This window comes from Sediminibacterium sp. (assembly GCF_019264485.1).
Lineage (GTDB): Bacteria > Bacteroidota > Bacteroidia > Chitinophagales > Chitinophagaceae > Sediminibacterium.
This window is the reverse complement of the sequence record NZ_JAHVAA010000014.1, coordinates 181659-196800: the sequence shown is the minus strand read 5'-3', so window position 1 is coordinate 196800 and position 15142 is coordinate 181659. Positions and strand designations below refer to the sequence as shown.

At 41.3% G+C, this 15142-nt stretch carries 16 protein-coding genes; 10 read left to right on the top strand and 6 right to left on the bottom strand.

The window, feature by feature from the left end:
* Nucleotides 1–19 precede the first annotated feature (19 nt).
* Nucleotides 20–1297 (top strand): amidohydrolase family protein, encoded by a 1278-nt coding sequence (locus tag KXJ59_RS12300; protein ID WP_295205011.1) that lies wholly within the window; start codon nucleotides 20–22, stop codon nucleotides 1295–1297.
* A gap of 71 nt (nucleotides 1298–1368) precedes the next feature.
* Here the strand turns inward: KXJ59_RS12300 and KXJ59_RS12295 are convergent, their stop codons facing one another.
* From KXJ59_RS12295 to rlmN, 3 genes are all read right to left on the bottom strand, one after another.
* Complete coding sequence (locus tag KXJ59_RS12295) at nucleotides 1369–2076, bottom strand: RluA family pseudouridine synthase (RefSeq protein ID WP_295205009.1); 708 nt, start codon at nucleotides 2074–2076, stop codon at nucleotides 1369–1371.
* A gap of 35 nt (nucleotides 2077–2111) precedes the next feature.
* Nucleotides 2112–3191: a pseudouridine synthase gene (locus KXJ59_RS12290; RefSeq protein WP_295205006.1), complete on the bottom strand. Its 1080-nt coding sequence runs from the start codon at nucleotides 3189–3191 to the stop codon at nucleotides 2112–2114.
* A 139-nt stretch (nucleotides 3192–3330) separates the two neighbouring features.
* The gene (gene rlmN, locus KXJ59_RS12285) at nucleotides 3331–4374 is read right to left on the bottom strand and encodes a 23S rRNA (adenine(2503)-C(2))-methyltransferase RlmN (RefSeq protein WP_295205004.1); all 1044 of its coding nucleotides are present in this window, start codon (nucleotides 4372–4374) and stop codon (nucleotides 3331–3333) included.
* Nucleotides 4375–4517: 143 nt separating this feature from the next.
* Here rlmN and KXJ59_RS12280 point away from each other — a divergent pair, with 143 nt between their 5' ends.
* Together KXJ59_RS12280 and KXJ59_RS12275 are read left to right on the top strand one after the other, a co-directional pair.
* Nucleotides 4518–5711: an acetyl-CoA C-acyltransferase gene (locus tag KXJ59_RS12280; RefSeq protein ID WP_295205003.1), complete on the top strand. Its 1194-nt coding sequence runs from the start codon at nucleotides 4518–4520 to the stop codon at nucleotides 5709–5711.
* Between the two features lie 101 nt (nucleotides 5712–5812).
* Complete coding sequence (locus KXJ59_RS12275; protein ID WP_295205001.1) at nucleotides 5813–6205, top strand: hypothetical protein; 393 nt, start codon at nucleotides 5813–5815, stop codon at nucleotides 6203–6205.
* A 45-nt stretch (nucleotides 6206–6250) separates the two neighbouring features.
* Here the strand turns inward: KXJ59_RS12275 and KXJ59_RS12270 are convergent, their stop codons facing one another.
* The 3 genes from KXJ59_RS12270 to KXJ59_RS12260 form a co-directional block, all read right to left on the bottom strand.
* On the bottom strand, nucleotides 6251–6757 hold the full coding sequence (locus KXJ59_RS12270; RefSeq protein WP_295204999.1) for a hypothetical protein: 507 nt from the start codon (nucleotides 6755–6757) through the stop codon (nucleotides 6251–6253).
* 96 nt (nucleotides 6758–6853) lie between these two features.
* The gene (hisS, locus tag KXJ59_RS12265; RefSeq protein ID WP_295204997.1) at nucleotides 6854–8221 is read right to left on the bottom strand and encodes a histidine--tRNA ligase; all 1368 of its coding nucleotides are present in this window, start codon (nucleotides 8219–8221) and stop codon (nucleotides 6854–6856) included.
* Between the two features lie 123 nt (nucleotides 8222–8344).
* Nucleotides 8345–8806, bottom strand: coding sequence for a low molecular weight protein-tyrosine-phosphatase (locus tag KXJ59_RS12260; RefSeq protein ID WP_295204995.1), 462 nt, complete (start codon nucleotides 8804–8806; stop codon nucleotides 8345–8347).
* A 259-nt stretch (nucleotides 8807–9065) separates the two neighbouring features.
* Here KXJ59_RS12260 and KXJ59_RS12255 point away from each other — a divergent pair, with 259 nt between their 5' ends.
* The 7 genes from KXJ59_RS12255 (at nucleotide 9066) to KXJ59_RS12225 (ending at nucleotide 15052) form a co-directional block, all read left to right on the top strand.
* The gene (locus KXJ59_RS12255) at nucleotides 9066–9299 is read left to right on the top strand and encodes a hypothetical protein (RefSeq protein ID WP_295204993.1); all 234 of its coding nucleotides are present in this window, start codon (nucleotides 9066–9068) and stop codon (nucleotides 9297–9299) included.
* A 1-nt stretch (nucleotide 9300) separates the two neighbouring features.
* Complete coding sequence (locus KXJ59_RS12250; RefSeq protein WP_295204992.1) at nucleotides 9301–10227, top strand: substrate-binding domain-containing protein; 927 nt, start codon at nucleotides 9301–9303, stop codon at nucleotides 10225–10227.
* 24 nt (nucleotides 10228–10251) lie between these two features.
* A complete protein-coding gene (locus KXJ59_RS12245) occupies nucleotides 10252–12000 on the top strand; it encodes a tetratricopeptide repeat protein (RefSeq protein ID WP_295204990.1) in 1749 nt (582 codons plus the stop codon).
* Between the two features lie 91 nt (nucleotides 12001–12091).
* Nucleotides 12092–12493 (top strand): NADH-quinone oxidoreductase subunit A, encoded by a 402-nt coding sequence (locus tag KXJ59_RS12240; protein ID WP_295204988.1) that lies wholly within the window; start codon nucleotides 12092–12094, stop codon nucleotides 12491–12493.
* 86 nt (nucleotides 12494–12579) lie between these two features.
* Nucleotides 12580–13170 carry an NADH-quinone oxidoreductase subunit B gene (locus KXJ59_RS12235; RefSeq protein WP_295204986.1) on the top strand — a complete coding sequence of 197 codons (591 nt, stop codon included), beginning with the start codon at nucleotides 12580–12582 and terminating at the stop codon, nucleotides 13168–13170.
* Between the two features lie 46 nt (nucleotides 13171–13216).
* Complete coding sequence (locus KXJ59_RS12230) at nucleotides 13217–13723, top strand: NADH-quinone oxidoreductase subunit C (RefSeq protein ID WP_295204984.1); 507 nt, start codon at nucleotides 13217–13219, stop codon at nucleotides 13721–13723.
* A 96-nt stretch (nucleotides 13724–13819) separates the two neighbouring features.
* Complete coding sequence (locus KXJ59_RS12225; protein ID WP_295204982.1) at nucleotides 13820–15052, top strand: NADH-quinone oxidoreductase subunit D; 1233 nt, start codon at nucleotides 13820–13822, stop codon at nucleotides 15050–15052.
* Nucleotides 15053–15142: the final 90 nt, after the last annotated feature.

Here is a 15142-nt window from a genome sequence, read left to right as displayed (position 1 = left end):
CAAACATTAAAAATTTACTATGATTAAATTTCTATCCGCCATTATTGGCATGCTATTGCTATCTGTTTCCATAGCCCAGCGAACTGTGATTCATTGCGGACAACTGGTAGATGTGAAAAACCTGCAGCTACTAAAAGAAATGACCATCATTACCGAGGGTAATAAAATTGTAGATGTACAGAAAGGATATATTGCAGGAGCAGCCGGAGATAAACTGATAGACCTTAAATCAAAAACCGTGATGCCGGGTCTGATAGATATGCATGTGCACATGGAAAGCGAAACCAATCCGGGTAAGTACATGGAAACTTTTACATTCAATCCGGCTGATTATGCATACCAATCAGTTGTATTTGCTGAAAGAACATTGATGACTGGTTTTACCGCTGTGCGCGACCTGGGTGGAAGCGGCGTGAATATTTCATTGCGTAATGCCATTAATAAGGGATTGATCAAAGGTCCACGTGTGTATACTGCTGGAAAATCTATTGCTACAACCGGTGGGCATGCCGATCCTACCAACGGGTACAGGAGAGATTTAATGGGAGATCCTGGTCCGGATGCCGGTGTAGTGAATGGTACTGATGAGGCGGCTAAAGCAGTAAGACAGCGTTATAAAGAGGGGAGTGATGTAATAAAAATTACTGCTTCAGGTGGTGTATTGAGTGTTGCGAAGAGCGGAGAGAATCCTCAGTTTACAGAAGTGGAAATAAAAGCAATTGTTGAGACAGCAAAGGATTATGGTTTTAAAGTAGCAGCGCATTGTCATGGTACAGAAGCCATGAAAAGAGCTGTAAATGCAGGTGTTCATTCGATTGAACATGGAACTTATATGACAGAAGAAGTTATGACGCTGATGAAAAAAATGGGAACTTATTATGTACCCACTATCACTGCTGGTAAATCGGTGGGAGATTCGGCCAAGAAACCCGGTTATTATCCAGAACTGGTAACACCCAAAGCATTAGCCATCGGCCCAAAAATTCAAAATACATTTTCGAATGCATATAAAGCCGGTGTGAAAATTGCGTTTGGAACAGACGCAGGTGTATATGCGCATGGTAAAAACTGGCTTGAATTTGTGTATATGAATGAAGGGGGAATGCCCGCACTGGAAACCATTCGCGCAGCAACCTTATATGCTGCCGATTTATTGGGAGATGACAGGATTGGCGTTATTGAAAAAGACAAACTGGCCGATATTGTTGCCATCGATGGCGACCCAGTAAAAGATATCCGCGCAATGGGCAAAGTGAAATTTGTGATGAAGAATGGGGTGGTGTACAAACAAGAATAAACAGAAGAACAGAAGAACAGAGAAACAGAGGAACATCCAATTTCGAAATTCGATGTTTCTCTGTTCTTCTGTTATTTCACTTTTCTTAACTGCGCCAACATAGCCCTCAAATCTTTGGGTAGTTCTGCTTCTAACTCAAATTTTTCTCCATTGAAGGTAAAACTCAATCTGTGCGAGTGAAGAGCAAGTCTGTTCATGAGAGGTCTTTCCTGCTCATCGTGTTTCGATAATTTGAATTTCTTTTTCAGTGCAGACAATAAAACGGGAGAAGGATCTCCATATAATTCGTCGCAAACAATCGGGTGACCCAAATGCTGCATATGAACGCGTATCTGATGTGTGCGGCCAGTATGTATCTGAAACTGTAACCAGCTGTATAAGCGAAAACTTTCTAATACTGCATAATCAGTAAGCGAATGTTTGCCCTTTACATGGGTAATCATTTTCCCGATCTTACCCGGATGTTCCATAATTGCGGCATCAATACTACCGGTCTCATTGATCAGCTTGCCATGTACAAGCCCGAGGTAAAATTTCTCTACTTCTCTTCCTTCAAATAATTGCGAAAGCTGTTTGTGTGACTCTTCGTCTTTGGCAAATACAATAATACCACTGGTGTCTTTATCCAACCGGTGAACGGTATAAATATGCTCATAACGTGCTTTCAATAGGTCTTTCAAAGAAAGTTCCTGCCCCAGGCGGTCGGGAATACTCAACAGACCGGAAGGTTTATTTACAGCAACAAAAAAAGAGTTTTCGAATATAATATCTGGACGCATAAGAAGATAATAGACCATAGTCCATGGTCCATGGTCTATTGACTAGTTACTTTCTTTTTCAAAAAGGAATTATTCATAAATTTCAACAGCCTCACTTCCTTCTCATTCAGAAAACGCCATTTACCACGGTCTACGTTCTTTTTGGTGAGATTGGCAAACATTACACGATCAAGCCCTTTAACATCATAACCCAGGTGTTCAAAAATGCGACGAACAATCCGGTTACGGCCGCTATGGATTTCAATACCTACTATATTCTTTAGTTTGTCATCTGCATAACCAACAGCATCGGCCTGCACAAAGCCATCTTCCAAAGTAATACCACTGAGAATAGCTTCCAGGTCTTTTTTAATGACTGGTTTATCAAGCGTAACCTCATATATTTTTTTCACTTCAAAAGAAGGGTGAGTAAGTTTCTGGGCCAGTTCGCCATCATTGGTAAGGATAAGTACGCCTGTAGTGTTTCGGTCTAAACGACCTACCGGATATACTCTCTCAGGTGTAGCGGTTTTAACCAGGTCAAGTACCGTTTTTCGTCCCTGAGGGTCGCTGGCTGTAGTAATATAATCTTTGGGTTTGTTCAGTAAAATATAGACAGCATTTCTTTGCAGAAAAACCTGCTTACCTTTTACCAATACCTTGTCTTTGGACGATACTTTGTAACCGGGTTCAAAAACCTTATCACCATTCACGGTTACTTTGCCATCTTTTACCAGGTCGGCTGCTTCTCTTCTGCCGCAAACCCCTGCATGTGCAATAAACTTGTTCAAAGGCATTTGTTCATCCCCTGTTTTACCCTGAATAGGGAGATTCGGAGCCTGTGCTTCTGGTACAGTATTTTTTTGTTTTGAACTAGTATGTTTCTTGGCACCTGTATGGCTCGATGCCCGTGGCTCAAAGCCCGCAGCTTTTCCCTTACTAGCGGCTTGCGGCTTAAAGCTTGTAGCTTTCTCCTGTTCCCCCCGCATTTTTTCAATCTTCTTTTTCCGCATTTCTTCGCCGGCGGCCCTGGCTTCAGCTTTTATTTTTTTCTTTTCCTGGCGGAAAGCTTCTTTAATCGCACTGCCTTTTTTCTGATTGGCAAACTTGTCGAAATTGTCTGTTCTTTTTTTCATTTTTTTGTTTTTGCTGTTTTACAACAGGATCAGAGGAAAGCTCCAAGCCACAAGCTACAAGCTGCAAGATAATCTGGTAATAAAATTAACCTTTCTTGTAGCTTGTGGCTTGAAACTTGCAGCCTGCGGCTTGCAGCTTTTACCCTTTGTTCGCCAATTGCCCACAAGCCGCATCTATATCTTTTCCGCGGCTTCTTCTCAAACGAGCATTTACACGGTTCGAGTCAAGGAACTGCATGAAATTTTGAATGCCTTCTTCATCGGGTTTGGTGAACCTGAATGCATCTATCGGATTGTATTCAATAATATTTACAAGATCGGCAGGAACCTGTCGGTATATTTTAATCAACTCTTCCGCATCTTTTTGCGAGTCATTAAAATTCTTGAAGAGAATATATTCAAAAGTGATTTCGTTACCTGTTTGTTTATAGAAATAATTCAGTGCATCGATCAATACCTTGATATTATTGGTTTCATTGATCGGCATAATTTCATTACGCTTGGTGTCATTAGCCGCATGTAAAGAGAGTGCCAGCTTAAAACGAACCTGATCATCACCCAGTTTGCGGATGGCTTTGGCAACACCTGCGGTTGAAACGGTGATCCTTCTTGAACTCATGAACAAACCATCTTCGGCCGATATCCGTTCTATAGCTTTGAGTACATTGCCATAATTAAGTAATGGCTCGCCCATACCCATGAATACAATATTGGATAATTTTTTCTGGAATTTTTCCTCGCTCTCTTTGTTAATCAACACTACCTGATCATAAATCTCATCATAAGTGAGGTTGCGTTTACGGTCCATATAACCTGTAGCACAAAATTTACAACTCAGGCTGCAACCAATCTGGGAAGAAACACAGGCTGTTTTTCTTTCATCAGTAGGAATCAAAACACCTTCTATCAGGTGATTATCATGTGTACGAAAACGACTTTTGATGGTGCCATCTTCACTGTATTGAACAGCATCTACTTTCAGAGCGGGTAAAATGTAGTTCTGAGCAAGCTTTGCACGAAGCTCTTTGCTCAGGTTGGTCATGTCGTCAAAACTGTGTGCATGTTTCTGCCATAACCACTCATGCACCTGTTTTACCCTGAACTTCTTCTCGCCAATGCTATTGAAATAATCTTCCAAGTCATTGATACTCAGGTGCCTGATATTTGGTAGTTCCGTATTCATCCTGCAAAGATACCCAAGAAACAGAGAAATGTCGAATAATGAATATTCAACGTTCAACGGAGGTATTATTTCGATATTCGATATTCGACATTTCTCTGTTTCTCTGTTACATTCCTGTTATCTTGCGCATCAATTATTTTTATATGAACGCTTGTTATGTTATAGATGCAGTACGCACGCCCATTGGACGATATGGTGGCAAATTGAGCTCTATTCGTCCGGATGATTTACTGGCTCATGTAATTACAGCTTTATTACAAAGAAACAATACCATTGACCCGGCTGCTTTCGAAGATGTTATTGCAGGTGCGGCCAACCAGGCGGGAGAAGATAACAGAGATGTGGCACGCATGGCGGCTTTACTCGCCGGCTTACCGGTAACTGTTGGTGGTAATACTGTAAATCGGTTATGTGCCAGCGGATTACAGGCAGTGATGGATGCTTCCCGCGCCATTATGTGCGGAGAAGGAATGTTGTACATAGCAGGGGGAGTGGAAAGCATGACGCGAGCACCCTTTGTAACCGCCAAAGCAGAAACAGCTTTCAGCAGAAAAACAGAAACATTTGATACAACCATCGGATGGCGTTTTGTAAATAAAAAACTGGCATCCATGTATCATCCATACAGCATGGGCGAAACGGCAGAAAACGTGGCAAAAGACTGGAACCTAACGCGAGAAGAGCAGGATGCTTTTGCATTATCATCTCAGCAAAAATATTTTGCTGCACTGGAAGCTGGTAAGTGGGACGATGAAATTGTAGCAGTAGAAATGATCAATGACAGACTCATATCATGGTTCAATCAGGATGAACATCCTCGTCAGACTTCCATGGAGAAGCTGGCTGCATTAAAACCTGCATTTGCAAAAGACGGAACTGTTACAGCCGGGAATTCATCTGGTATTAACGACGGTGCTGCTGCAATGATATTGGCGAGTGAAGAAGCAGTAAAACTGTTTAACCTGAAACCAATGGCACGTGTAGTAAGTATGGGTGTAGCAGGTGTTGATCCCGCCATCATGGGCATTGGCCCGGTACCCGCTTCACAAAAAGCGATGATAAGAGCCGGACTATCAGCAAAAGACCTTGATCTGGTTGAGCTGAATGAAGCTTTTGCTTCACAGAGTCTTGCCTGTATGAAAGACCTTGAACTCGACTCCTCCAGGGTAAATGTAAATGGCGGATCTATTGCCATCGGTCATCCCCTGGGTTGTAGTGGTGTGCGCATTTCCGCCACATTATTACATGAAATGAGCAGGCGACAGTCTAAATACGGACTTGCTACCATGTGTGTGGGAGTAGGTCAGGGTGCAGCAGTTATTTATGAAGGATTATAAACCGGTGCATGAAGCTTTTGTAAACAGCTTCTTTTGTGATATGTTTTTTGTAACTTTTCGTTGCTAAAAACGTTACGCTAAAAAACTAAAACCTGATACACATGAAAAAGTTGATGATGTTCTGTCTTTTATTAAGCACTGTAGTTTTTGTACAAGCACAGACAAAGGACAGCACTTTACAAGATTTTGTAGGTAAATATAAATTCCCTGAAGGAAGTATCGTTACCGAAGTGGTAGTGAGTATGGAGGGTGAGGGGCTGGTAATGAGTTCGAGTGTAGGAAATTCAACACTGGTTAAAACAGGGGAAGATCTTTTTTCTATCACCGCTTATGATGGCACGGCACAATTTAAAAGAGATGCCAATAAAAAAATAATAGGTATCAACATCAATGCAGGTGGCTATGTGCTGGAAGGAACCAGATCGGATGGTATTGCATTGAATCATGCTTCAGCCGTATTATTGAAACGACAACTATTTTTTCAGCGGAAATAATTGGAAGGAATAAAATATAAATAACAAAGGGCCACTGGCCCTTTGTTATTTATAATAAGTTTCATCCAGGTAAAACAATCCGTCTTCTTTTTGCCAGTACCAGAATTTTTTTCTGTACACCACATATTTACCTCTTGTAGTTGTTTTGATATAATTCTCAGGAACAAATAAAATTCGTGGTGGAACAATTTTATAACGGTAAATCAGATTGGTACGTTGGTTGGGGGTGAATGCCCGGCTCAATATCCTGTAATCTGCTTTGGCGGCGATGTCTTCGGGTAATTTATCTTTTGGTGTGATAACATTCCCCATTCCATCGATTACAACCATTGGCAAGAGTTCTTCTTTTGCTTCGGTTTTTACATCCGTTTTTTCCTTCTCCTCTTTTTCTTTTTTTAGGAGTGGTGGCGCTGTCGGCAAACTTTTACTCTCCGGTGCTTTTACGGCTGGCGATTTTGCACCCGCAGTTGTTGTTTTACCAGGTAAGGTTTTTCTTCCACAACTCATTATGAGCAGCGTACAAGCAGCTAGTATCAAGATTGGCTGTTTCATAACGTTATTTTGCTATGACATGCCAATATTGTGCCAGAATAGGGGGGTGGTTGATAGTCAATAGTCCATGGACCATAAACTATGGACTATGGTCTATCAACTCATAGCTGTTATAAGTGCAGACTGGGCTATCTCCTCCTGTGTTCCTTTTGCAAGGTCTTTTACGATACAGGTGCCCTGTTCCAGTTCTTTTGACCCAATGATGACTGCATAGGGAATATTTTTCTTTTCAGCGTATTTGAACTGTTTATCAAACTTGCTTTGTTCATGGAACAATTCTGCTGCAATATTATTTTTCCTGAGTTCCTGTAATAAACCAAAAGCTGTTTTGCTTTCAGCCTCGCCAAGGTTAAAAAACAATACTTTGGTGCCTATTTGTACCGTATCAGGAAAAACCTGTAATTCTTCCATTACATCATAAATACGATCTACACCAAAACTAATTCCAACGCCAGGCACATTGGGTACGCCAAATAAACAGGTGAGGTCGTCGTAGCGCCCGCCACCACCAATGCTTCCCATCTGTACATTCAATGCTTTTACTTCGAAGATGATACCCGTATAATAATTCAGGCCACGTGCAAGTGTGAAATCGGTAACAAGACAGTTAGGACTGTTTTCTAAATTGCAGTTCGACAACAGGTATTGTATTTCTTCCAGCCCTTTTTTACCCGATTCGTTATTGCCAATCAATGCAGATAGCCGGGCAATCTTTTCTTCATTACTTCCGCTGATGGATAAATATTGTTCGATGACAGCAACCTGTTCATTGTTTAATCCACGTTGTGCCAGCTCTTCTTTTACTTTATCGATACCAATTTTATCCAGTTTGTCGATGGCTACTGTTATGTCTACCATTTTATCGGCACCTCCACAAACTTCTGCCAGTGCAGCCAGAATTTTACGGCTGTTGATGCGAATTTCTACAGGTACATTCAGTTGTTCAAAAACGGAAGCGTAAATAAGTGTCAGTTCAACTTCATTCAACAAACTGTTGCTGCCAACCACATCTGCATCACATTGATAGAACTCTCTGTAGCGGCCTTTCTGCGGGCGATCAGCACGCCATACCGGTTGTAGCTGATATCTTTTGAACGGCATGGTAAGCTGGCCATAGTTCATGGCTACATAACGTGCAAAAGGAATGGTGAGATCATAGCGAAGTGCTCTTTCTGTAATGCCTTTATTGTTTTTTCCTTCCAGTATTTTTTCGAAATCGGTTTTTGCCTGCTCATGTTTGGCCGGGTTATCAAGACCATTATTGAGTATTTTAAAAATCAGTTTATCACCTTCTTCACCATATTTGCCCATGAGTGTATCGAGGTTTTCCATGGCGGGTGTTTCCAATGGCTGAAAACCATATAATTCAAATACAGAACGGATGGTCTGGAAAATATGGTTGCGTTTGCGCACCACTGCCGCGCTGAAATCTCTTGTTCCTTGTGGTAAACCTGGTTTACTCATAATCTTTTATGATAATTGATTTCTCTGCGAAACCTCTGTTATCTCTCGTTCTCTGCGGTGAATGTGCAATTTTATTCACCGCAGAGAACGAGAGATAACAGAGGTTATAAGCAGAGTCGTTTTTTATTTAATTGAACCGTATTTTTCAATGATCCTGTCACAGGCTGCCGATAAAAGTCCGAAAACATGGTGGTAATCTTTTTCAGTACCATACCAGGGGTCTGGTACTGCATTATCCACAGCTTCCATTTCATCTAGTATTAACATGGTTTTTGTTTCATCCCATATTGGCCCACTCATCCTTTTTACTTCCTTATAATTATCATGATCCATTACATAAATCAGATCAAAATCTTCCATATCAGATGCCCTGAATTGTCGGCAGCGTTGCTGGCTGATGTCGATCCCATTTAACCTGGCTACTTTCTGAGAAAGTATATGTGGTGCTTCACCAATATGATAATTACCTGTACCCGCACTGTCTATCTTCCAGTTAAGTCCGGCCAGAAAGGTCTTATGTTGTAAAATACCTTCTGCAAGCGGACTTCGGCAAATATTACCCAGACAGACCATCAATACTTTCATGGCGGCAAAGATAATGTTCAGTCGGCAGAATGCGATTGGAGGGAATCTGTAAACGACCTCCACGGTTTACGCATGATAAAAAAAACTATAATTCTTACTAACGGCTATTAGTGAGTTTAACATTGGGCATTATGGAAAGATATAATGGGTGCATCTTACTATTAAATCAGGAATATTTTATTGTAAAATGAACACTTGATTTCAACGACTAAATAAAATTATTAACTAAATTGCCCACCCCGGGTACAAAAAAGGCCATATGGAACAGGATTTCAGAGAGAAACAAAAGAAGAGTTACAGGATGATGAGAATGATTTATGACCTCTCTATGGCCGTTTTCATTCTGGGTATGGCTTTTATTTTGTTGCTTGCTGAACAGTTAAAGATCGAACAGTTAATGCTGGTAGATCCGATGTACAGGTACCTGATGGGATCGGTATCTGTATTGTATGGTGGCTACAGGTTGTACAGGGGAATTAAGCGGGATTATTAAGATGCGAAAAGGATTTTTTTATACAATAGGATCGTTTTTTCTGTTCTTGTGGTTATTGTCCTGTAACAGTTCAGGTAATGTTAAGACTGAAACGGATACACCAACCAGGGGAACGATTAATATAAGTGTGGATGAGAGTTTTAAACCGGTTATTGAAGAGCAGATAAGGGTACATAAATCTTCTTTTCCCGAAACCCAGATCAACGTTTCCTACAAACCGGAATCGGATTGTTTCAGGGATTTGCAAAAAGACAGTACCCGAATGGTCATTGTGGCCCGAGGATTAACGAAAGAAGAAGCATCGTTCTTTGAGAATCAGTTGTCATATTCCCCGCAATATGGTGTACTTGCGTATGATGCGGTAGCCGTTATTGTAAACAGGCAATCACCTGATAGTATTTTCACCCTGAGCAAACTTCGCAATATCCTGAGTGGTAAGGACAAGATTACTGCTGTAATGGATGGAAATAAAGCAACCAGTACGGTGCGCTATTTAAAAGACAGTATCCTGAGAGGAGGAAATTTTGGCAACAATGTTGTGGCTGCTGAAAATAGCCAGAATGTACTGGATGTGGTTGCTTCCAGAAAAAATGTAGTGGGTTTTGTGGGAATCAGCTGGATTGCCGACAGTTATGATCCGGTTCAGTTGGCATACCTGAAAAAAATCAGTCTGGGATTGGTAGAATGTGTTAAATGTGAGGAAAAAGATATATTCGCAAAGCCTTCACAGGCAACTATTTCATATGGACAGTACCCTTTGGCACGTCCATTGTATTATATATTGAAAGAGAATGCAACCGGTCTCGGAACAGGCTTTATGAATTTCATGAGTCTGGAAAGAGGACAGTTGATTTTCCGGAGAGCGTTTCTGGTTCCCGCTAAAATGGGATTCGGGAAAAGATCCGGAAGTATAAAAGACGCAGATTAACAGAACAACTATAAAAACCGACAAATGAAGAAGACCGTTTCTTTGATCGTAACAGCCTTGCTTGCTGTACAGTGTTTGATGGCGCAGGTAGCGGAGGGAATCAAGTTCCTCAACTACGAGAAGTATAAGAGCGCCCGTGAAACTTTGAAAAAGGCTTATGATGCCAATCCGAAAGATCCACAGGCGATCTATTGGTACGGTCAGTCGCTGATTGCCGCTGAGGCAGGTGAACTTACCAAAGCCATGATTACTTCAGCTAAAGATGTATACCAGAAGGGTTTACAGGAAATTGGCAGCGATGCATGGTTGTTAGTAGGTATGGGTCACCTCGAAATACTGGAAGGTGGCGATATCAATTCAGCCAAACAGAAATTTGAACAGGCCATTACTGCAACCACAGAAACCAGAGGCCGTAATAAAGGAAAGGGTAATCCCGGTATTCTTAATGCCATTGGACGTGCGAACGCTGATGGCGGTAGCAAACTCGGTGATCCCGTTTATGGTATTGAAAAACTGAAGCAGGCTGCTGCACTTGATTTAACCAATCCTGATATCTACATTACAATGGGTATCAGTTACCTTAAAATGGGTGGTGAAAATGGTGGTGAGGCTGTAAAAGCTTATCAGGAAGCTATCGTACGTGATCCAAAGAATGCGAGAGCCATGTTCAGAATCGGAAGAATTTACCAGAGTCAGAATAATAAAGAATTATTCGATCAGTTTTATGGTAATGCAATAGCTGCAGACCCTACTTATCCCCCGGTGTATTATAACTTATACAATTATTATGCAGATAAGGATGTGCCTAAAGCAAAAGAATACCTTGATAAATATGTAGCCAATGCAGATAAGGATCCTAATACCGATTTGTTTGTGGCCGATTACCTGTTCCGTGCGGGTAAATACAATGAGAGTCTGGAAAAAGTAAAACAGATTGAGGCTGAAGTAGGTGGTATCGACAAAATGCCTAAACTATATGGTATTTATGCTTATAACTACGACAGAACAAATGACTCTTTAAAGGCAAAAGAATCCATTGAAAAATTCTTTGCAACTGCCGATGCTGCTTCTCTTACATCTGAATACTATGGATTGGCCATCAAAATATACTCACGTTTTCCCGGTAGTGAAGATGTAGCGGCAGGTTATATTGAAAAAGCAATGCAACTGGATACATTGGCTGCCAGCAGGGTGAATTATGCTAAGATGGCTTCTGATATGTATGCAAAAGCCAAAAACCCTCAAAAACAGCTTGTATGGCTGAAAAAAGGGGTAAGCTTCAAAAAGGAAATGGGTATCACAGATTATTTCTACATAACAGATGCTTCTATTAAAGCAGGCGAATTAGACGAAGCTTTACGTTTAAGCAATGAAATGATCCAGAAATTCCCTGATCAGATTTATGGATACAGATTTGCGGTACAGTCTGCAGTAGCAATAGATTCAGATACTACAAAAGGTACAGCAGTGCCTTCCATCATGCAGTATATTGATTTCTTAAAGAAAGATCCAGCCAAGAATCAGCGAATTTTGCCTTTTCAGTTCTATTACCTGGCTTCTTATTACCATGATAAAGCCAAAGATTTCACCAAAACCCTGGAAGTGTTAAACTCACTCCTGTCTATTTATCCGGAAGATAAATATGGTTTGCAGGTAAAACCTATTGTTGAGAAGGAAATAGCTGCAGCGCAAAAACAGCAAGGATCAGGAGGTAAAACCACCGGAAATACAAGCTCTTCATCGGGGACTTCGGGAGCCGGTAGTAATCTTTAAAAATAATTCGGTAAAAACTCCTCCAATATGGGGGAGTTTTTCTTTTTATATGCTTCACAGGCTTATTTTTGCGGGACATTAATGTTTTAACATGAACTGGCTTACTTTTTTGTTAGATGCCTCCGCTACCAGTAATGCCTATGGTTATCTGCCCATCGGTTTGCAGTTGATTTTTGCAGCCGGTTTTGTGGCCACCATGATCGCCGTTTCTCAATGGCTGGGACCCAAAAGAAAAACATCAGATAAACTGGAAACCTTTGCCAGTGGTATCGAAAGTCATGGCGATGCCCGCCAACCAATGGCCATCAAATACTTTCTGGTCGCTATTCTGTTTGTTTTATTCGATGTGGAAGTGATTTTCTTCTATCCGTATGCTGTTAATTTCAGGGAACTGGGTTGGGAAGGATTTTGGGCAGTATTGATGTTTGTATCCTTTTTCCTGACAGGTTTTGTGTATATTATCAAAAAAGGCGCCCTTAAATGGGAAGATTAATATTCCTGTGAATACAATTCGCAGGTTTTTTGCAACAAGAAAAAGTTTAAATGGTTATATAGTAACCATTAACCAATAGAAAGAATATGGCACGTCCAGTTAGATTTAATATCAACCCCATACCTGCCAATACGGCTGATGCCATTTCAACGGTGAAGGCACCGGAAGGCTTTTCAGGAGAAGGGTTTTTTACCACAAAATTGAGTAGTGTAGTAGGCCTGGCCCGTAAAAATTCTCTCTGGCCCTTACCTTTTGCTACATCCTGTTGTGGTATTGAATTCATGGCCACCATGGGATCGCATTACGATTTGGCCCGTTTTGGCTCTGAGCGAGTGGGTTTTTCTCCCCGACAGTGCGATCTGCTGATGGTAATGGGAACCATCGCCAAAAAAATGGGCCCTGTATTACGCCAGGTATACCTGCAAATGGCAGAACCCCGCTGGGTAATTGCAGTTGGCGCCTGTGCATCAAGTGGTGGTATTTTTGATACTTATAGCGTTTTGCAGGGTATCGATCAGGTAATACCGGTAGATGTATATGTGCCTGGATGCCCGCCACGCCCCGAAGCCATCCTTGATGGGTTTATGAAAATCCAGGACCTGGTAGGACAGGAAAGTATCAGAAGAAGAAACAGTGAACATTATAAAGCATTGCTGAACAGCTACGGCATTCAGTAAATAGACCATAGTCCATGGACCATGGTCTATGACCAAAAAAATAACAATGGCTTTAACCAACGAATACATACAACAAAAACTGAAAGAGAAGTTCGGAGAACTGGTATACAACTTTGAGGAAACTTATGGCATGCTGAGTTTTGAGGCGCCCAAAGACCAGAACCTGAAAGTGCTGCAGTTTCTATACGACGAAGAATCACTTCAGTTTCGTTTTCTCACCGATTTGTGTGCTGTAAATTATCCGGATGATGCCGGCAGAGAACTCGCAGTGGTATATCACCTGCATAATCTTACAGAGAATATCAGGATTCGCTTTAAAGTCTTTACGGCAGTAGAAACACCTGATGTATTTACAGCCTCACAACTCTTCTCCAGTGCCAACTGGATGGAGCGAGAGTCTTATGATTTCTATGGTGTAAATTTTGTTGGGCATCCCAACCTCAAGCGTATTTTAAATGTGGATGAAATGGACTATTTCCCTTTAAGAAAAGAATATCCATTAGAAGACCAGACGAGAATTGATAAGGATGATGAAATGTTTGGAAGGGGATAATATTAGTGAGCAGTCAGTAATACTCACTACTGACTACTCACTGCTCACTATAATAAAACGAATTATTCAGCTCAATAGCTGATCAATAAAGTAAACATGTTAGCGCAACAACAACATAACATTAAATTACCTGAAGGCTCCATTGAAAAAGAGACCACTACGTTAAACGTAGGACCAACACACCCTGCAACACACGGTGTGTTTCAGAATATCATGGAACTGGATGGAGAAAGGGTGGTATCAACTGAGCAAACAGTAGGATATATTCATCGTGCATTTGAGAAACTGGCTGAGCGCAGACCCCTTTATCAGATTACGCCGATTACTGACCGACTGAACTACTGCAGCAGTCCCATCAACAATATGGGATGGCACCTTACCTGTGAAAAACTATTGGGAGTAAGCACACCAAAACGTGTAGACTACCTGCGTGTGATTATTATGGAGCTGGCAAGGATTTCAGATCACCTGATCTGTAATTCAATTGTAGGTGTAGATACGGGAGCTTATACCGGCTTCCTGTATGTAATGCAATACCGTGAATTAATCTATGAAATATATGAAGAAGTATGTGGGTCCCGCCTTACTACTAATATTGGGCGTATTGGCGGTTTTGAAAGGAATTTCACAAATACAGCGTTTACGAAACTCGAGAAATTCCTGAAAGAATATCCGAAAGTGCTGAAAGAGTTTGAAAACCTCTTTACAAGGAACCGCATTTTTATGGAACGTACACAAGGTACCGGTGGTATCAGTGCAGAACGTGCATTGAATTATGGTTTTACCGGCCCCAATCTTCGTGCAGCCGGTGTTGATTATGATGTACGTGTTCATAGTCCTTACAGCAGTTACCAGGATTTCAACTTCACAGTTCCTGTTGGTACCACTGGCGATAACTACGACCGTTTTCTGGTGCGTAATGCAGAAATGTGGCAAAGTCTGAGCATCATAGAACAGGCATACCAGAAAATTCAAGAATTCAAAGGCGCTGATGCGGAAGTATACCATGCCGATGTACCTGAATATTATCTGCCAAAGAAAGAAGATGTGTATACCAAGATGGAAGCATTGATCTGGCACTTCAAGATTATTATGGGAGAAGTAGAAATGCCCAAAGGAGAAGTGTACCAGGCAGTAGAAGGTGGCAATGGCGAATTAGGGTTTTACCTGATCAGCGATGGAGGACGTACACCGTTCCGCCTGCATTTCAGAAGACCCTGTTTCATTTATTACCAGGCCTACCCCGAACTGATACAGGGCGGCATGTTAAGTGATGCAATTGTAACAATGAGTAGCTTAAACCTGATAGCAGGAGAGCTAGACGCATAATAATTTGTCCGAAGGACTCCTTTGGAGGAAATTTGGAGATTTGAAAATGTGCTAATAAAACTACATTTCCAAATTTCCAAATTTCCAAAT